Source organism: Methylophaga pinxianii (assembly GCF_020447225.1).
GTDB lineage: Bacteria > Pseudomonadota > Gammaproteobacteria > Nitrosococcales > Methylophagaceae > Methylophaga > Methylophaga pinxianii.
This window is the reverse complement of the sequence record NZ_JAJAEO010000181.1, coordinates 50,083-68,780: the sequence shown is the minus strand read 5'-3', so window position 1 is coordinate 68,780 and position 18,698 is coordinate 50,083. Positions and strand designations below refer to the sequence as shown.

19 protein-coding genes are annotated in these 18,698 nt (G+C 45.3%); 5 read left to right on the top strand and 14 right to left on the bottom strand.

The genetic code is table 11. The features are described 5' to 3' along the window. Window positions 1-24: 24 nt before the first annotated feature. From LGT40_RS12070 to leuA, 3 genes are all read right to left on the bottom strand, one after another. Window positions 25-486: an LEA/WHy family protein gene (locus LGT40_RS12070; protein ID WP_226075233.1), complete on the bottom strand. Its 462-nt coding sequence runs from the start codon at window positions 484-486 to the stop codon at window positions 25-27. 142 nt (window positions 487-628) lie between these two features. Then, window positions 629-985, bottom strand: a complete 357-nt coding sequence (locus LGT40_RS12065) for a hypothetical protein (protein ID WP_226075231.1) — start codon at window positions 983-985, stop codon at window positions 629-631. A 233-nt stretch (window positions 986-1,218) separates the two neighbouring features. Beyond that, window positions 1,219-2,895 (bottom strand): 2-isopropylmalate synthase, encoded by a 1,677-nt coding sequence (gene leuA, locus LGT40_RS12060; RefSeq protein WP_226075229.1) that lies wholly within the window; start codon window positions 2,893-2,895, stop codon window positions 1,219-1,221. 332 nt (window positions 2,896-3,227) lie between these two features. Here leuA and LGT40_RS12055 point away from each other — a divergent pair, with 332 nt between their 5' ends. Beyond that, the gene (locus LGT40_RS12055) at window positions 3,228-3,698 is read left to right on the top strand and encodes an Lrp/AsnC family transcriptional regulator (RefSeq protein ID WP_226075227.1); all 471 of its coding nucleotides are present in this window, start codon (window positions 3,228-3,230) and stop codon (window positions 3,696-3,698) included. Window positions 3,699-3,723: 25 nt separating this feature from the next. On the opposite strand, the gene egtD is transcribed toward LGT40_RS12055, so the two are convergent. From egtD to LGT40_RS12035, 4 genes are all read right to left on the bottom strand, one after another. Then, on the bottom strand, window positions 3,724-4,731 hold the full coding sequence (egtD, locus tag LGT40_RS12050) for an L-histidine N(alpha)-methyltransferase (RefSeq protein WP_226075225.1): 1,008 nt from the start codon (window positions 4,729-4,731) through the stop codon (window positions 3,724-3,726). Continuing rightward, entirely contained in the window at window positions 4,731-6,041 is a 1,311-nt protein-coding gene (gene egtB, locus LGT40_RS12045; RefSeq protein WP_226075223.1) for an ergothioneine biosynthesis protein EgtB, read from the bottom strand. Before egtB ends, egtD begins: the two co-directional genes overlap by 1 nt. Window positions 6,042-6,336: 295 nt before the next feature. Then, on the bottom strand, window positions 6,337-7,191 hold the full coding sequence (locus tag LGT40_RS12040; RefSeq protein WP_226075221.1) for a hypothetical protein: 855 nt from the start codon (window positions 7,189-7,191) through the stop codon (window positions 6,337-6,339). A 309-nt stretch (window positions 7,192-7,500) separates the two neighbouring features. Continuing rightward, window positions 7,501-8,223, bottom strand: coding sequence for a ZIP family metal transporter (locus LGT40_RS12035; protein WP_226075219.1), 723 nt, complete (start codon window positions 8,221-8,223; stop codon window positions 7,501-7,503). Window positions 8,224-8,348: 125 nt separating this feature from the next. Here LGT40_RS12035 and LGT40_RS12030 point away from each other — a divergent pair, with 125 nt between their 5' ends. Then, entirely contained in the window at window positions 8,349-9,413 is a 1,065-nt protein-coding gene (locus LGT40_RS12030; RefSeq protein WP_226075217.1) for a Vgb family protein, read from the top strand. A gap of 76 nt (window positions 9,414-9,489) precedes the next feature. Here the strand turns inward: LGT40_RS12030 and LGT40_RS12025 are convergent, their stop codons facing one another. Genes LGT40_RS12025 through LGT40_RS12015 form a run of 3 tightly spaced genes read right to left on the bottom strand, consistent with a single transcriptional unit; the run spans window position 9,490 to window position 11,969 of the window. Continuing rightward, entirely contained in the window at window positions 9,490-10,089 is a 600-nt protein-coding gene (locus tag LGT40_RS12025) for an exopolysaccharide biosynthesis protein (protein WP_226075215.1), read from the bottom strand. Then, window positions 10,086-11,057, bottom strand: coding sequence for a bile acid:sodium symporter (locus LGT40_RS12020; protein WP_226075212.1), 972 nt, complete (start codon window positions 11,055-11,057; stop codon window positions 10,086-10,088). The genes LGT40_RS12025 and LGT40_RS12020 overlap by 4 nt, the downstream gene beginning before the upstream one ends. Before the next feature lie 24 nt (window positions 11,058-11,081). Beyond that, window positions 11,082-11,969 (bottom strand): mechanosensitive ion channel domain-containing protein, encoded by an 888-nt coding sequence (locus LGT40_RS12015; RefSeq protein WP_226075210.1) that lies wholly within the window; start codon window positions 11,967-11,969, stop codon window positions 11,082-11,084. Window positions 11,970-12,294: 325 nt separating this feature from the next. Here LGT40_RS12015 and LGT40_RS12010 point away from each other — a divergent pair, with 325 nt between their 5' ends. The 3 genes from LGT40_RS12010 (at window position 12,295) to LGT40_RS12000 (ending at window position 15,167) form a co-directional block, all read left to right on the top strand. Beyond that, window positions 12,295-13,704 carry a PhoH family protein gene (locus LGT40_RS12010; RefSeq protein ID WP_226075201.1) on the top strand — a complete coding sequence of 470 codons (1,410 nt, stop codon included), beginning with the start codon at window positions 12,295-12,297 and terminating at the stop codon, window positions 13,702-13,704. 127 nt (window positions 13,705-13,831) lie between these two features. Beyond that, window positions 13,832-14,428 (top strand): PilZ domain-containing protein, encoded by a 597-nt coding sequence (locus LGT40_RS12005; protein ID WP_226075199.1) that lies wholly within the window; start codon window positions 13,832-13,834, stop codon window positions 14,426-14,428. 79 nt (window positions 14,429-14,507) lie between these two features. Further along, complete coding sequence (locus LGT40_RS12000) at window positions 14,508-15,167, top strand: glutathione S-transferase (RefSeq protein ID WP_226075197.1); 660 nt, start codon at window positions 14,508-14,510, stop codon at window positions 15,165-15,167. Here the strand turns inward: LGT40_RS12000 and bioD are convergent. Genes bioD through bioF form a run of 4 tightly spaced genes read right to left on the bottom strand, consistent with a single transcriptional unit; the run spans window position 15,136 to window position 18,640 of the window. Continuing rightward, on the bottom strand, window positions 15,136-15,828 hold the full coding sequence (bioD, locus tag LGT40_RS11995; protein WP_226075189.1) for a dethiobiotin synthase: 693 nt from the start codon (window positions 15,826-15,828) through the stop codon (window positions 15,136-15,138). The genes LGT40_RS12000 and bioD overlap by 32 nt on opposite strands. Then, window positions 15,828-16,727, bottom strand: a complete 900-nt coding sequence (bioC, locus tag LGT40_RS11990) for a malonyl-ACP O-methyltransferase BioC (protein ID WP_226075187.1) — start codon at window positions 16,725-16,727, stop codon at window positions 15,828-15,830. The genes bioD and bioC overlap by 1 nt, the downstream gene beginning before the upstream one ends. Next, window positions 16,720-17,478 carry a pimeloyl-ACP methyl ester esterase BioH gene (gene bioH, locus LGT40_RS11985; RefSeq protein ID WP_226075185.1) on the bottom strand — a complete coding sequence of 253 codons (759 nt, stop codon included), beginning with the start codon at window positions 17,476-17,478 and terminating at the stop codon, window positions 16,720-16,722. The genes bioC and bioH overlap by 8 nt, the downstream gene beginning before the upstream one ends. Further along, a complete protein-coding gene (gene bioF, locus LGT40_RS11980; RefSeq protein ID WP_226075182.1) occupies window positions 17,468-18,640 on the bottom strand; it encodes an 8-amino-7-oxononanoate synthase in 1,173 nt (390 codons plus the stop codon). The genes bioH and bioF overlap by 11 nt, the downstream gene beginning before the upstream one ends. Between the last annotated feature and the right edge of the window lie 58 nt (window positions 18,641-18,698).

Genomic DNA, 18,698 nt, shown 5'->3' with positions numbered 1-18,698 from the left:
GACCATGCCGGAGGTGAGTGAAGCTTATTGCGGCTCCGGCATGGCCAGTTTTCCACTCTCTTCAATATGAATAAATGGCATTAGGCTGCCTACGTCGAGTTTAGCCTTAAACGTGTAATCGAGGCTTTTTGCCTGGCTGTTTAATAACCGGTTGAGCAGTCGTGCACTACCCAGTAAATCCGGACTTGCTTCAATAGTAAAGTCTGCCATCCCATATCCCGGCACACGCGGTAAATCCGGTGTGGCACCGCTTAAAACACGATTATTATCGACTTCGACCGAATAACTCATCCCTTTTAAAGGTAAGGCATTGCGATTGGGATTTATCACCTGCAAACCAATGAGAAATCGTGGAGCAATGCCTGCGGTTTCAGGTGCCAGTGAGAATGAAGTGATATTAACTTGTGGTGTTTCGTAATTGGGCGACCAACCGGCACACCCGGATAAAGAAACGATGGTGATTAGACAGAAGAGTAAAAAGCGCATGTTATTCCAGCCAATTTTTTACATTCAGTCTAAACCAAATGGTGGAAATAGTTTCAAGCAAAATGCGACAGAACCTGAGAGCTGGTGAGTTCGCTGCCTCATAGATCTGTCGCAATCTATTTACTGATGGAAATGGATTGGCTTATTGACCACGTTTTTGAACAGGTTCCACTTCATCCATTTCATGAGCGGGATGCATAGAATTACCCGCTTCTTCCGCATTTAAACGGTTTTGCTGATAATTCTCTTTTGAGTCTTTATTGATACGTTCAGCAGACTCGCCCATCTCATGGGCAGGATGATTACCATCTGATTTATCTGCCGCCTTCTCTTTCTGCCACTGATAGTCTGCTTGTTGATCTATTTCAGCGGCTTTGGGTGAAACCGATTCATCCATTTCATGGGCTGGGTGTTTACTCGTATCCTCCTGAGCCGCAAAGGCAGGGCCAGAAAGCAATAAGGATGTCAGGGCTACGCTGTAAAAACATTGTTTTAACATAGTGGCCTCCTTGATAATCATTAGAAAAACAGTTTTTAACGAACTCGCTATCAACTGTTTTTCTACCATAACGAATTTGAATTACTTCTTCAAATCAGTCAGAAACCCATAAAAACCTTTTAAATCAAAATGTTAACCATACAAGCCGGTCAAACTCAGTATTATCACCAAACAGAATGTGAAAGAATTCCTTTAGGTTTATTGTCTCGTCAGCAGTACCGAAGGCATATGCCTTAAGCCGCTTCTGACTGTACAGAAAGAAAACGGTTGACCCCATTGATAATGGCTTTAATCGCTGCCCGGCTAATATTTTTATCTTGTCCCACACCAAAAACCGGTTGTGCATTTCCCACTTTCATTTCAACGTAACTCACTGCCAAGGCATCCGAACCACTACCAACACCATGCTCATGATAATCAACGATAGCAATCGGTTGATTAATGTGTTCGGCCAAAGCTGTCGCCACAGCATCTATTGGTCCCGTTCCTTTTGCCTTAAGAGTAAATGAGGTGTTGCCATGTTCCAATTGCAATTCAGCCATCGCAGAGTCCTGAGATTCATCCACTACGCTGCTGCTTTCGAAGCGATATGGTGTATTCACACTGAGATAGGCTTTATCAAATAACTGCACAATGTCGGCCGCATTGACTTCCTTTCCACTGCTGTCACTTTGCTGCTGAATAAGTTTACTGAACTCAATCTGTAACCGCCGCGGCAATTCAAACCCCGCATGCTGTTGTAACAGAAAACTCACCCCGCCTTTACCAGATTGGCTGTTAACACGAACAACGGCGTCATAACTGCGATTCAAATCGGCAGGATCGATCGGCAAATATGGCACTTCCCATACACCCTGAGGATCCTGTTTGGCCAATCCTTTTTTGATTGCGTCCTGATGTGAACCCGAAAATGCGGTAAATACTAATTCACCAGCATAAGGATGTCTTGGGTGTACCGGTAACTGAGTACATTCTTCAGCCAATTGACGGATCTGGTCTATCTGACTGAAGTCCAGACCGGGATCGATCCCCTGAGAATATAAATTCAGTGCCAGTGTCACTAAATCCACATTGCCGGTACGTTCACCATTACCAAACAAACAGCCTTCAACTCGATCAGCACCAGCCATCACCGCCAATTCTGCTGCAGCTACGGCAGTGCCGCGATCGTTGTGCGGATGCACACTCAAAATAATGCTGTCCCGATGATTTAAATGGCGATGCATCCATTCAATCTGGTCAGCATAGGTATTAGGTGTCGACATCTCGACCGTTGCCGGTAAATTAAAAATCATTTTGCGTTGTGGCGTAGGCTTCCAGATAGCGGATACGGCATCGCACACCTCTTTGGCAAACTCCACTTCGGTACTGGAAAAGACTTCTGGCGAGTATTGATAAACCCATTCGGTTTCCGGATGCTTTTCAGTCAATTCTTTAACCCAGCGCGTGCCGCGTTCTGCGATTTCTTTCACACCGGCTTTATCGGTGTTATAGACGATTTTGCGGAATGTCGGCGCAATCGGATTGTACATATGCAGAATGGCCCGGCGCGCCCCTTTCAATGAGTCGACTGTGCGTGCGATCAGATCCTGGCGGGCCTGGGTTAACACTTCAATCGTCACGTCTTCAGGGATAACATCTTCTTCGATTAACCGACGTACCAGATTAAAATCGGTCTCCGAAGCTGAAGGAAATCCTACCTCTATTTCCTTGAACCCCATTTCCATCAACGCCTTGAAATAACGCATTTTGGTATCGACCGACATCGGATCAATCAAAGCCTGATTGCCGTCACGCAAATCGGTACTCATCCAGATTGGCGGCTTTTCAATCACCTGATTTGGCCATTGGCGATCCGGCAACTTGATAGGCTCAAAGCGGCGGTATTTTTGAGCGGGATGGGCAATCATGATCTGGCTCCTAAACTCTTTAAAGATATATAAAGTTGCCTGATCATCACTCTATTTAATGATATGTCCGCTAAATTTATCCAGCTAGGATTGGAGGGTTACCAATCTTTTTTCAGTCACCGCCACCCACTTTTGATGAGTTTGGGATAACTGCGTTGAATAAAGCTTTTGACTCACAACTCAGCGTTTCAGGCATGTGAAATAGTATAGAGGCTCAGCAGTAGAATTAAATTGCTAAAGTTGCATTAAATCGCCACAAATACAAATATAATTGCTGATAAAGTTAAATTTTAAGCATAAAATGCTTTTAATATAACTTTTCGGAGTCAATCATGACTGAAAAACTGGATCGCTATGATCAAATGATTCTCGATATTCTGCAAAAACAGGGGCGTATCTCTAATCAGGAACTGGCCGAAGCCATTAACCTCTCTCCATCTCCGACTTTGCGCAGGGTCAAACAAATGGAAGAAATCGGTCTAATAGATGGCTATGTCGCCCTATTAAATGCACGTAAACTGGGATTAACTCTGATGGCATTTATCGGCATCAGCATGGATAAACATACGCCGGAACGCTTCAGTGGCCTGGAAGAGAAGCTTGCCGGTTATCCAGAAGTATTGGAATGTCATTTAATCACCGGACAGACGGCTGACTATTTATTGAAAGTCATCGTTAAAGATATGGATGCCTATCAACAGTTTTTGTTGCAGAAACTCACCCGCATTGAGGGTGTGACGGGAGTGCATACCTCGTTTGTAATGAAGTCACCGATAAAATCGACGGCTTTACCATTAACCTAAGAGGACAAATTTCAAAAATATAACGTTAGGATTCCGGAAAATCTTTATTGACCCGCCACAGACCATCCGCAAAATAACCTTGCGAATCTTGCCAGTTGTTCAAGACAGTAAAGCCGGTCTGATCGGCCAGTTGCTGCATATCGGATAATAAGTATTTATGCGAAAGCTCCAAATGGATTGCTTCGTAGGGTTTAAATTCAAAAGTTTTTTCCAGTGCGCCGATATGGACTTCCTGATGTTCCAGAGAAATCAGATAACTTTCCATCGCTCCGTGGCGCGGGTTATACATACCATGATGGGAAAACCTGCTGACGTCAAAGTCTCCAGCCAATTCGTTATTAATGCGGGTTAACACATTCAAATTAAAGTCGCGGGTGACCCCTCTTTTATCGTTATAGGCTTTGGTAAGCACTTCAATATCTTTTTTCAGATCGAAGCCTATCAGGAAAAGATCGTTATGGTTTAAGCATTTCCAGATACTGTGTAAAAAACGTTTGGCACTGGGAAAATCAAAATTTCCAATATTAGACCCCAACAGTAATACTAACTTCCGGCTATCAGAGGTATTTTCCAGATGGCGAATACTGGCAAAGTAATCACCAACAATGCCATGAGTTGTCAGAGAAGGATGAGATTGATTCAATGACTCAACCAGATTTGCTATTGCAGTCTCGCAGATATCGATGGGGATATAGGAAAACTGCTTTGTTGTCTCCAATAACTGCGTTAGTAACACTTTGGTTTTTCGACCATCCCCCGCCCCCAGCTCAACAATTTCAAAAGGTTCATCCTCTAAGAATTCCGCCAGCTCACCACCAACTCTGTTAAGGATCTCAAATTCACAACGGGTAGGATAATATTCCTCCAGCTCTGTTATCTGTTCAAAGAGCCGGCTGCCTTTGGCATCATAAAAATATTTACTGGGCAGATATTTGGCAGGGGCAGAAAACCCCATCAAAACATCAAACGCAAACTGTTCGTTCAGCGCATCTTCTGTTTGGTGACGTAAAGAATCTAAAACCAGATAAGTCATTACAAATCCTTCGCCAGACGAATGCCAGTAAATGCCCAACGATCAGACGGACGATAGAAATTCCGATAACTTGCGCGCATATGATGCTTTGGTGTGGCCACGCAACCGCCTTTCAAGACATATTGGTTGGCCATAAACTTGCCGTTATATTCGCCCAATGCTGTATTAGTGGTTCTAAAACCGGGATATGGTGAATAGGCACTGTTAGTCCACTGCCATAATAAACCGGTATCAAATTCATCACAGGCTCGACGTGGAGAGGGATAAACCGCTTCAGAGGGATCCCAGAAAGCCGTTTCTTTTTCAAAAAGCGCTTTATCCTTTGAACAATAAGCCTCTATTTCAAACTCGGTAGGCAATCGAGCATCCATCCAGCGGGCAAAAGCATCGGCTTCATAAAAACTGATATGACTAACCGGTAAATTCGGATTTAACGGTTCCAAGCCTCGCAGCTGATACTCTTCCCAATGATGATTTTGTTTACGCCAATAAAGCGGATGACCCATTTGATTTTTCTGCACCCAATCCCAGCCATCACTTAACCAAAGCTCTGGCCGTCGATAACCGCCATCGGTCATAAAATCCATGTACTCACCATTATTTATTAATCTATCCGCAAGTTGAAAACCGCTTATCCAGCGTCTGTGGCGAGGCCGTTCATTGTCATAGGAGAATGCATTTAAATTCGCACCAAACAACGAAATATTTTCTGTCGATTCCAGCCATCCCAGCGCTCTGGCAGGAAGCAGATTTTTATCTAAATCAGCTACCGATTCGTATGCTGCTGGCCAGGGTTGATGGCCTAGGATAAATTTGATATCCATCAACAACAGTTCCTGATGCTGTTGCTCATGCTGAATTCCTGTGGCGATAACTTCTATCTGTTTTTTTGAAAGTGAGTTCGATTCAAACAAATCGACAATAGCCCCGGTAATCTGCTGGCGATAAAGCATGATTTCCTTAACCGTAGGCCGTGACAGTTGACCACGCTCGGATTGCAGCCAATGCTCACCCTGACTTTTATAGTACGAATTAAATAAGTAATGATATTTAGGAGACTGGCTTGTTTGAGCCAGATTGAGAGGTTCGAGTACAAAACAATCAAAAAACCACGACGTGTGCGCCAGGTGCCATTTAGGCGGGCTAACATAAGCGGCGGGTTGCACCACCAAATCTTCAATTTCCAGATGAGCACATATTTGTTCTGTTTGTCGGCGGACTTCTGTAAATGCTTCGAGTAAAGAGGTTTTTTGTTCTGTGTTTTTTTGCCCCAAGTTGGTTGGGTCTAAGGATCTATTATTACTTGTCATTGATTCAACTCCATTCTTGGGGTTTATCAACTACCTGACCTGTTCGAAGTCGCGATAAGCTGGTTAACTTTTTAGCCAAGAGCTCATTAACAAATGTCTGCGGCTTGCAGCGGCGTGAAAGTGAGATTATTAAGAAGTATTAACGAGGTCGTTTTACCGACCCCGTTAATGTTTGGTTGCTAAATCTAAAGCAAAATAGCCAATAAAATAATGATGGGAATTGGCACACCTAAGAACCATAAAAGAATGGATCGCATGTTTTTCTCCTTAAAAAATGATAGATATCAGCTGTAAATTACTGAACGATGGAGTCACGCTGACGACCACCAACTGTCGCCATGAAACTGGCGATATAGGCCCCAATCAGTAGCGCTATAAATATCCATAAAGAAGCAAAGGTTGCACCTTCCAATGCGGTGTCAGCGGCTTCACGAGCTGTCTGTTCAGCATCTGTAGCGGCCTGCTGTGCACTTTCAATCACCTCATTCACACGCTGTTCGGCTCCAGCCTGATCGAGTTCGGTGTAGTTCGCTACTAATCCCACTACATATTGTTTGTCGTTTTCATTTAGCTCACCGTCACGGAGTGCCTGTACTAAAATATTGGACAGTTCGTCACGTACATTACCATCTGCCCGTTGCGCAATTTCGGCACCCGGTTCTGTACGTAAAAGAGCATCGGTAAAATAATCCGATGATTCGGAGACCGCTTCGCTAAGAGTCGGAACGGCAGAGGTTGCCCCCTGGGCTACCGAAGCTCCCGCTTTGGCAGTCCCACTGATGACCGCTCCCACACTTGAAAGTATTAACAGCGCGACCAATAGCGTAGCGACGGCCCAACTGATCAAACCATGTGCAGTGTCACGAAAATAGACTTCATCAATATTAATGTCGGTCCATCGAGTTCTTAACCGCCCGGCGATATAGCCCCCCAAACCGGCGGCAACCAATTGTGTTACCGTCAGCCAGATAATCGTCGACCATCCTATGGTTTCCATACTGACGCCTTCATTCTGCCAGGGCGATATCACTGAAAAACCTAATCCAAAACCGAGGATTAACATGAGTAATGTCATGGCTGCTGCACTGACAGCTCCAGCGAAGATGGCTGCCCATGACACGCTGCTGTTGTTTGCTGAGAGAGTTTCCATATTGCGTTCCTTATAATTTGCTTTCAAATCCGGATTTGCTTTGTATAAGTAGATTGACTTTGGCATGACTGCTAAAAAAGTATCTTTTGCATGAGCCCGATTATTTACTCAGGCCAAATGAATAAAACAGAATGTCAACAGATGCACTCAGTCATAATAAATATGCCAAAGGCACCGTAGTGCCTGTATTGACGACACCACGGGTTTAAGGTAGCAAGGTAATATGTACGCAGATATTACATAGGTTAAAGTTCACTGAAATATTCAACCCGATAGCCTGTCATTCAAATAAGGATTGAGATAATTCAATCAATAACCCGTCATCAACAGGTGTCCGGTCAGGGCCAGGCAAAAACCCAGCACAGCACCTAATGGGGGAGCCCAATGTTTTTCCAATCTGGATTGCGGTGCTATATCCTGAAAAATGAGATATAAAATGCCTCCAGACGCAAACAACATAATGGCACCTAGCAAACTTTGATTTTCTGATAAAAACCAATACCCCAACAATCCTGCCACCGGCCCAAGCAAAACAATTGCTGTCATTTTGGAAATGACATGACCGTGTTGGTTATGTTGTTTAAGCTCTCGGTATGCATTGAACCCTTCTGGTAAATTTTGCATTCCAATCAACAGTGCCAGTAAAGGCCCCGTCTCTGGATTTAATGCGATCAAACCGCCCAGTGCAATTGCCTCCGGCACATAATCCAGAATCATGCCCATCAGTTGGGGTGACTCATTTTTATGCACTCCCAGCAGTCGCTCGATATAGAAAAAAACCAGACCACCCGATACCAGGACGGGAATACTCCAGAGAGATTGATTCATGTTTTCTATGCCTTTGGGAACCAGCACTATGGTCACCGCACCCAATAATATTCCACCCCCAAAAGCAATAATGAAATGTCTTAATTCCTTTTCTAACCACTGTGAGTGGACCCGTTCAAAACTGGCGACAAAACCGCCAATCGGTATACAAATACCTGCCGCGCCAGTCAGTAGAACAATCTTCAATACAGCGTCAATATCCATTTAATTCCTGTTGCGTTATGAGTTAAATTCATTTGGCTGGAATGAATGGTGAATTTTTCAGCACTTTTCCTTCACCCTACGGTCAACATCTTACATAATCTCAAACGCAAATTTGGAGAGTGACCATGTTCCCCATCCAACAACTCACCTTTAATGTTTTTTCTCTGACGGGTTCTATTGCAATACTTCTGTGCATGTTAACCAGTGGTCATGTCATGGCCAATGAAAATTTACAAAAACATCTTCTGCCGGCAGAACAAAGAATCTCTCTCGATTTCACCGAATGGCAGGTGAGTTGGAAAAACAGCCGACCTCGCGATCCGTATGTGAGTCCTAATGGTGATGTCTGGTTTGTAGGTCAGATTGGTGATTATGTTGCAAGGCTGGATCCCCTGTCGGGAGAAATGCAGCGTTATGAGATTCCTCAGGCCGGCCCGCATACTGTGATTGTCGATGGGCAAGGTTATCCTTGGTATGCCGGTAATAAAGATCAACATATTGGCCGCTTGGATCCTGAAACTGGTCAGGTAACCCGTTTTGACATGCCTGAGGGGGTCAATGATCCCCACACTATGGCATGGTCATCCGACGGTAATATCTGGTTTACCGTGCAACGATCAGGTAAGGCCGGTTTTATTGGGAAATTACGGGTGGAAACAGGAGATGTCGAACTTATTGAAGTCCCTGGGACGCATATGCGCCCTTATGGACTTGTAGTGGATAGCCAAGATCGCCCTTGGGTAGCCTTTATGGGAAGTAACGCGATTGGCAAAGTTAATCCCGACTCAATGCAATTAGAGATTATCGCCACACCCCATGAAGAGAGTATTATTCGACGAATTGGTCTGACGTCGGATGATAGAGTCTGGTGGGTGGACGCAGGCATGGGCTACGTCGGTGTTTATAACCCCCAAGATAAATCGATGCGACAATGGCAAACACCTGGCGGAGAAGCCGCAGGTTTATATGCCATGGCTGTCGATAATCAGGATAGAATCTGGTATGTCGAAACCGGTCTGCAACCGAATCGTTTTATCGGTTTTGACAGTCAAACAGAACATTTTATTTCGATAAACGAGGTTCCTTCAGGAGGCCAGACCGTAAGAAATATGGTGTTTGATGAAGCGAGTAATGCGTTGTGGTTTGGTACAGATGCAAATACGATTGGTCGAGCTGTGGTTCCGGACTAGGCCGACGGTAAACTGATGAGGACTCTACCGTCTTTTCGACATAACAGAGAGTGATATCCCTTTAAACTGTTTGTCGTCAAAATAGGTTGGCGATGATAAGCCAGACAGTAAGCCCAGTCAGGATAAATGAAAATAATGCCAAAAGCCCATCTCGGGCGATCAAGGCCAAACCAAAAGCCACCAGTGCGAGTCCACCCGCATTGGCACTGAAGGGAATAACCTCCATAAACGGCAACATTAAGGCAATTAAAATACAGACCACCGCGATAAGATATTTCGCTATTCCATTCACAAATAACGGCAAACGGGGGCGTATCAATTTATCGATATAGTGTGCCGGCTTTCGCAACCATTCAACCGCTTTAATCAGCTTGTCAGCAGGAACCGCACGTTGTAATAACCAATTTGGCAGCCAGAAATGTTCCTGACCAATTAACAGCTGAATGGCCACCAAAAAGATGAACATACCCATGATACTTGGCACGCCGGGTATATCCCCAATAACCGGAGCCAAGATGATCAGTCCGGCCAGCAATAACAACGGTCCAAAAGAACGACGGCCTATCATATCCATAATGCTGTCTATCGAGACTTTTTCGTGAGTGTTTTGTGCAGCAGCTTCACCGATGCAATCGAACAATTCTTCAAGATCGGTGACAGGTTGCTCCTTACTCATAAATATTCACTTTTCTCTGCAAATAACCGCTTGGGCACCCACCATAAAAACATCATCATGCCGATCAATTCGACAAGCGATTGAAATACAATCACCACCACAGTCATTTCATAACCCGTTGGTAATGCCAATGCCAGGGGCAGCATCACAAAAGAATTGCGGGTGCCAAAACTGAAAACCAATACTCTACCTTGTCGATATGACAGTTGTAATAACCTCGATAAACATTTGGCCAGCCAGCCAACAATCACCAAAAATAAAACAAATATCAGCAATAAAACGGGTAGTAATGAGAGTGAATCAAGTACTACAGGCACTTGTGACAGCGCAATAATAAACATGACGGTTGCCAACAGAATCACCGGAAACCAGCCCAGCTGATTGATGAACGTTTTAACCAGACGCTGTTGTTCAGCTATTTTCTGCGTTAGCCACGCTAAAATTAATGGTGTAATGATTAATCCGACAAAGGCCCAGACCATCTTGTCTTGTGCCGAATTGAAGCTGAATTCATCGCCCAAGAATAACCACAGATAGAGCGGCAATAATACGATTTGCATTAGCAAACTTACGGGAGCAAAGAGTATGGCCTGCCGGGTATCTCCCCCAGCAAGCTGAGTAAAGCTAATAAACCAGTCGGTACAAGGCACCAAAAGCACTAATAATATGCCTAGACGTACCGCAGGATCATTTGGCGCAATAAATAATAGTCCTGCCACAACAACAGGAATAAGCACAAAATTCCCAGCCACAGCGGCCAAAAAAAATCGTGGCTGGCAAAGACCTTCGCGCAGATGGGTCAACGGTACCTGACTAAATGTGGAATATAACAGCAAACCCAGTAATGGCCAGACAGCAATGTCCAGATAGCTTCCTGCCGTGGGATACTTCATTCCTAACAGCAATCCCAGTGATATGGCCAGCAGATAAACAAATAGTTGATTTTTTTCCAGACTGAGACGTATCAAAACGATGTTTTCCCTAACCGTCTGTTAAGAAATCGCATTTTCTTCGTTTTCTTCATCCGTGCTTTTTCCTTTGCCGGAGAAATCTTCGGTAAAGACTTCCGAGAGGATCAGTTGCTCAATATAACTGCGCTGAGATGATCGCACCGGAAAACGCACCACTAAATGAATCTCAGCCGCTGTGGGTATTTGGATAGTCACTCGCGGATCGACAGAACTCGCGTCGAGACCTCGTTCATCACTGAGTTTCTGCATGTAAATTCGCGCATTTTCCAGATAGGGTTTGCAATGTTTTGAAGCAGCCGCCAATAGCGCTTGTTGTGCAGCCTGCCATTTATCCGTACGTTTAAAGGGCACAGTGAATACATGCAGCACATACTGACGGGTGTAGCTCTCATTAATCACCGGTTCAGACACAAATAATGCGTTGGGAATGACGGTCATCCGCCCTGTACGCTGATGTGTCAACTTGCCGGGACCGACTTCCAGAATCGTAGTCGCAAGCAAGGTTTGATCGATAACGTCACCACGAAAGTCTTTAATTTGAATACGATCCCCAATATCAAACGAGCCAGCGCCGGTTTTCAATAATGACCCTGTGACACACAAAATCAATTCTTTCGTAGCAACCACAAAAGCCACGGCTATCGCCACCACCGAAAGTGCCAGGGTTCTGAGCTCTTCGCCCCAGATTAAAATCAGGCCAAGAAGGAAGATCAGAATAATACCATTACGGCTTTGTACCAGCCATTTTCGGCGTAACTCTGAGGAATCAATCGATCGACGAATAAACCGTGAAACCAGCGAATTTAATAACAGTACCACCATGAACAGTATAAAAGTGCTACCAAATAAACTGATAATCGGTAAAAAAAACGCAAAGGTTTCGGGGGAAACCCCAACTTTTTCAAGCATTTAAAGCCCTATAAATAAACCATAATTATTGAATTCTATCCCAGTGGCTCACTATGCTACAGCATGAAAATAGACAATGGGTCGTGATTATTCTGAAAGAGAGATTGCCAGTGGGCATGGTTCGGCCTTCCTTTTCTTTGCAGAACAAATCAAATAACGACGCCGCAATTTGGTAAAAAAAGCGGTTTTAAACAATAATTTTTATCAGTTTCAATGACCTATTTGATATGGCTGACCAAAACCTGTGAAACACCCTTTGCAGATGCCGATTCTTCGATCATAATCAAACACAGGCACGTCAATACAACAAGAGGATCTACTCCGAATGATTAAACGACCCGACGCGACAAAACGTCTGTTTGTGCTTGATACCAATGTGCTGATGCACGATCCCACTGCTCTCTTCCGCTTTGATGAACACGATATTTTCCTGCCGATGGTGGTATTGGAAGAACTCGATAAAGGCAAAAAAGGTTTATCCGAAGTCTCTCGTAATGTGCGGCAGGTCAGTCGTTTTCTCGATGACTTGCTGGAACAGGCAGAAGATAATGACGCTATCAACTCTGGCATTCCACTACCGAGTGTGACCAATAGCGATGTACCTCAGGCAAGTGGTCGTTTATTTTTCCAAACCCGGCAAATGGCGGGTGAGTTACCCAAAGAGTTACCAGGACATCAGGCTGATAATGCCATACTGGCTGTTGCCATTAATCTGCAACAAGCGCAGGTGGATACCAATGTAATTCTGGTTTCCAAAGACATTAATCTGCGTATTAAAGCCACGGTTCTAGGCATCTGTGCTGAAGATTATTACAACGATAAAGTGCTGGACGATGTCGACTTGTTATATCGCGGATCCAGTGAACTCAAAGCCGATTTCTGGGAAGACTTGAACCGGCTCGAATCCTGGACGGAAGATGGACGTACGTTCTATCAGGTTGAAGGCGACGTTGTTAAAGACTGGTATCCCAACCAGTTGATCTATTCACCTGGCGAAGAACGGGCGATTGAAGCAGTGGTTCGTAACAGTAATGAGACGACTGCGGATATTGAGTTAATTCATGATTATCGTCGTGAAAATCATAGTGTTTGGGGCATCACTGCACGTAATCGGGAACAGAATTTTGCACTGAATCTGTTAATGGATTCCAATATCGATTTTGTCACCCTGCTTGGTCAGGCCGGTACCGGTAAAACCCTGCTGACACTGGCAGCGGCATTAACGCAGTGTATTGAACATAAACGTTATGGTGAGATCATCATGACACGTGTCACGGTTCCAGTCGGTGAAGACATCGGTTTTCTGCCAGGCACTGAAGAAGAAAAAATGACACCATGGATGGGCGCACTGATGGATAACCTGGAAGTGCTCAATAAAACAGATGGTGGAGATTGGGGCCGTCAGGCAACAAATGATCTGTTGCAACGCTGGATTAAAATTCGCTCTTTGAATTTTATGCGAGGTCGTACCTTCCTGAACCGTTTCATTATTATAGATGAGGCCCAAAACCTTACTTCCAAACAAATGAAAACCCTGATTACCCGTGCAGGTCCAGGCACCAAAATTGTCTGTCTGGGAAATATTTCACAGATTGATACGCCCTACTTGAGTGAGACCACATCAGGCCTGACCTATGTCGTGGATCATTTTAAAAACTGGCCTCATAGTGGTCACATCACTTTATTGAGAGGTGAACGCTCACGTCTGGCTGACTTTGCCTCAGAAAACTTGTAATCTGTTGCGACTAACTGTAATTGAACGGCGCAAATACCATGTTTGTGCCGTTCTCACTTTTTTATTTTTTTAGCTCTAAACAGCATTGATTCATCAAGTGGATCATGGGCAGACAGGAAGGCATACAATGAACGATACCACCCTAACCGGCTCTGACCGCCGGGCTTTTTTTCGTATTAACGATCGTCTGGTTATGTCTTTCGTCCCCCTTACCGGGGTTGAAGCTGAACAAATCGGTAATGCGATTATCGATGCCACGCCTGAAGCAGGCCAGCTAACTCAACAAATGTCGTCAATTCAGAAAAGCTTTAATCATCTGGTTGATCAAATTGGCCACAGTGACAGAGATATCGCCAGGGCATTACGGATGCTGGATGAAAAAGTCAATTTGCTGGCACAGAATGTTCAGTTATTACACACCCCGCTTAATCCCGAATCGGCAATTGAAGTTAACCTTAGTGCCGGAGGATTGGCATTCATGACAGATATTGCATTTGCTGCTCGTTCCCCGATGGAGATCAGAATGCAATTGCTACCTGGTGGTTTACATATCCGGGCAATTGCCAAAGTGATTGCCTGCGATCAGTTAATAGAGAGTATTCAAGGTAAAAGTTTCTATTTACGTATGGCGTTTACTCATATGAGTGACATAGACCGCAACATTCTGGTTAAACACACCCTGAACCGCCAGGCAGAAGAACTGCGTAACAGTAAACAGATTTAATCGCACCGAGGGTCTAACAAACTTACGTTGTTCTTCTGATTTTATGGCACACCATCAGCATAATCATGAAGGACTTACTATGTCAGCTAATTACCCGATTTTTTATAGCTTCCGGCGCTGCCCTTATGCCATGCGTGCCAGGCTGGCGCTTGTCATGGCCGAGCGTGAAGTCGAACTACGCGAGGTTGTGTTAAAAGACAAACCGGCTGAATTACTGAAAATATCCCCCAAGGGCACGGTTCCGGTGTTGTTTGATACTGACCAGAATGTCATTGAAGAAAGTTTGGATATCATGCTTTGGGCAGCTGAACACCATGCCATTTGGCAATCGCTGGATGAACAACAACGTAAAGAAGCGTTTATCCTGATTGAAGAGAATGATGTCAGTTTCAAGCAAGCGCTGGATCGTTATAAATATGCTGATCGTTATCCTGAGCATAGCGAACAGTATTATCGCCAGCAAGGAGAGCAATTCTTATCCAAACTGGAATATCGTCTCAATCAGCAGATTGGTTTAATGAGCGATACCCTGACCTTAGTGGACTTTGCCATATTACCTTTTGTCAGACAGTTTGCTTTGGTCAATTGGGACTGGTTCAGCAACGCGGATTACCCAAGGCTGCAAAACTGGTTAAATGGTTTTCTTCAGTCAGATCTATTCACCCAAATCATGCATAAATATCCCCAGTGGCATTCAGGCGATGAAATCATCCTTTTTCCGGCTGCACCGAATCAGTAGACAACGTTAAATTCAGATAGGCACTGGCGTCTTCGCCATCTTTCAGCTTGGGTACAACTCCCAGACAGGGCGAGTCTATACGTTGTGTCAGACTGCGAATAATAGCGGTTGACTGATCATCCTGTAAAAAATCATTGGCAACCCAGCCAGCCAGCATCAAGCCTGAATTCGCAATCGCCTGAACAGTCAATAAAGCATGATTAATACACCCCAGCTTTATTGCGACCACCAGCACCACGGGTAACTGTAATGTTTTTGCCAGATCAGCCAGGGTTTCTTTCTCATTCAGTGGCACCAGCCAGCCACCTGCGCCTTCCACTACGACGGCATCCGCTTGTGATTTTATCGCGGCAAAATGAGCATGAATTACGTCAATATTAATGGTTTTTTTGGCCTGCTCAGCCGCCAGATGTGGCGCAATCGCCGGTTCAAATGCGTAAGGATTAATCTGTGAATAAGGTAATTTAATATCGGCCTGTTGGCTGAGCGCCAGCGCATCTTCGTTCTGCCATTGCCGCTCCAGCCATTCACAACCACTGGCGACCGGCTTCATTGCTGCAACCTTCAAACCTTGCTGCTGTAGTACTTTGATTAATCCTACACTGATCCGAGTCTTGCCTACTTCGGTATCAGTACCGGTGACAAAGAGCGATTTTTCCATCAGCGGTTGCGCCTCAATTGATCGAGGTTGATGGGCACACACTCCTCATCCATTCTTTGTCTAGAATACTCGCCAGCCCAGGCATGACCATAAATCACTTCATATGTCGCTGGTAGTTGCCCATTTACCCGAAATTGCTCACTGGCTGCCTTCACTTGGTTCAATGTGCGTTTGCCAGTCAAACCACGTCGCCGCCCCTGGTTGACGTTACGGGCTCCTAATTGTTGTAAATCACGCATCATGCTAATCAGTTCTGAATACCACAGTGTATGGCGGTCGCTATCCAAAACCGGATCGCTCAAACCTGCAGCAAACATCGCTTCTGCCACATCATGCATATCCAGAAAAACATTAATATGTGCAAAACTATCTACTGCCGCCCAGCTTTGCCGAAGTTCTTGCAGGGTATCAGGCCCCAGCGTGCTGAACATCAGTAATCCACCAGGACGCAGTATGCGTTGTATTTCCTGAAATGCCGGTCTCAAATCACACCATTGCAATGCCAAATTGGCATAGACCAAATCCACACTATTATCCGCCAAGGGTAATTGTTCAGCATCGCCAGTTATAAACAGGGGAGATTTCTGCCCGGGCAACCAGCGGCGCACTCCCTGATCTTGGCGATAACGTTGTCTTGCATGTTTGAGCATAGCTGGCGCAATATCCACAGCGACTTGTTGGGCACCGGGATAACGCTGCTGCAATAAACTCAGATTGCGTCCGGTCCCCGTACCCAGATCAAGGATCTGTTGCGGTTTGATTTTGACCAACTCCAGACGATCCAGCATTTCATCAGCAGTATCACGTTGCAGTATCGCCACATCATCGTAGCTGTTAGCTGCATTGCCAAAGCTTCGTGCGACACGCTTTTTTTCCGGGCCTGATGCTTGTTCAGTCATTCAGAAATCCGCAAATATGGTTGGCACAAAGTTGAGGCTGCGAGATAAAAGGTGCATGGCCTGCACCCGCAATTCTATCAATAACAACTTGGGGCTTTAACGTTGGCAGACTTTCAGCCAATGAAATGGGAACCAGCTGATCCCGCTCTCCCATAATGCACTGTACCGGTTGCTCCAATTGACTTAAAGCCGAGCGTAAATCCAGTGTTTCCAATAAGTTCAGACCGGCTTGTAACGCTTCTGGGTGTGCGACCTGATCGGCGGTTTGTTCAGCCAGCAACTGGATGGTTTCGCGACTGCCTTCAGCACCTCGTGCCTGTAACATCACGAACCGTTTCAGCGTTTCCCGTTGACTGGTGCTGAGCTGACCAGCAAAAACGGTAAACACCGCTTCATCCATCGCATCAGGCCAGTCCTCCGCTGTTACAAATTTTGGATTGGCGGCTATCAGAATCAGTTTGCTTACTCGCCCTGGATAGCGCGAAGCGAATGCCAGAGCTAACTGCCCTCCCAATGACCAGCCCATCCAATGCGCCGTGGCTGGAACACGTTGTTCCAGTTGTTGGAGAAGATTGTCGATTTGCAGTGCATCAGAATGCCAGGCAGATTTACCGTGTCCTGGTAGGTCGACCAGATGTAATGTGAATTGTTCAGCCAGTATCTCGGCTAAGGGTTGCCAGACCCCACTGTGCATACTCCAGCCATGTAAAATGACCAGGTCCGGTCCTTGTCCCATTTGTCTAATGAACATAACTGCGCTCCAGTGCATGGAGTAACTGATCAATATGAACAGCCTCGTGAGACGCTGACAAAGTGATGCGTAACCTGGCAGTGTTCTTTGGCACTGTCGGTGGTCGAATAATACCCACTAAAATGCCATGCTTTTCCAGATCCTGTCCCAATTTGAGTGCCTTTTTATCATCGCCGATTAACAGCGGTTGAATCGCTGTTTGTGAGGGCATTAATGGCAATCCCAGTTGGGCCGCCCCATCGCGCAGCTGTTTGATACGTTGCTGTAACGTTTCACGTCGCCAGTTTTCTGCTTTGACCAGCTTTAAACTCGCTAATGTCGCGGCGGCAATGGCCGGAGGTTGAGCTGTGGTATAAATAAAGCTGCGTGCCTGCTGGATCAGTGTTTCAATCACCATATCATCAGCTGCGACAAAAGCGCCTGCCGTGCCAAAGGCTTTACCAAAGGTGCCGACGAGTATTGGCTTTTGTCGGGATAACGCATAATGCTCGATAACACCGCCGCCGTGTTGACCTAAAACACCAAGACCATGGGCATCATCAATCAACACGCCAGCTTTGTGCTGTTCAGCCAAGTCCATGATTTCTGGTAATGGCGCAATATCTCCGTCCATACTGAATACACCATCACTGACAATCAATTTATTTCGGGAACCCGCGGCGGTGTGCATCCTTTGATGCAACAAACTCATATCAGCATGAGGATAACGTATTTGTTGTGCATCACTAAGACGTCCGCCATCCAGTAATGAGGCATGATTCAATTTGTCTTGTATCACCACATCCGTTTTGCTCAATAACCCATCAATTACACCGATATTCGCCATATAGCCAGTCGAAAACAGGAGAACTCGCTGTTGACCGGTAAACTCTGCCAGAGCTTCTTCAAGCTGGTGATGATATCTGCTGTGCCCGGTCAGTAAATGTGCTGCTCCACTACCGACGCCTTCACGTTCCAAGGCATCAATAAAGGCTTTCTTTATGAGTGGATGGGCTGCCAAACCAAGATAGTCATTGCTACTGAATGACAGCATTTTTTGACCGTCCAGCACAACTTCCACACCCTGCTCTCCATCACGCAACCGTGAACGACGGTATAAACCCGCAGCTTTTCGTTCATTTAGTGCATGTTGAAGTTGGGATTGCCAGGGAAGTTGTGACACGAAAGCGCCTCGATAAATCAGCTACGTGAAAGAAGTGAAAAGACGATTGCCTTTAACT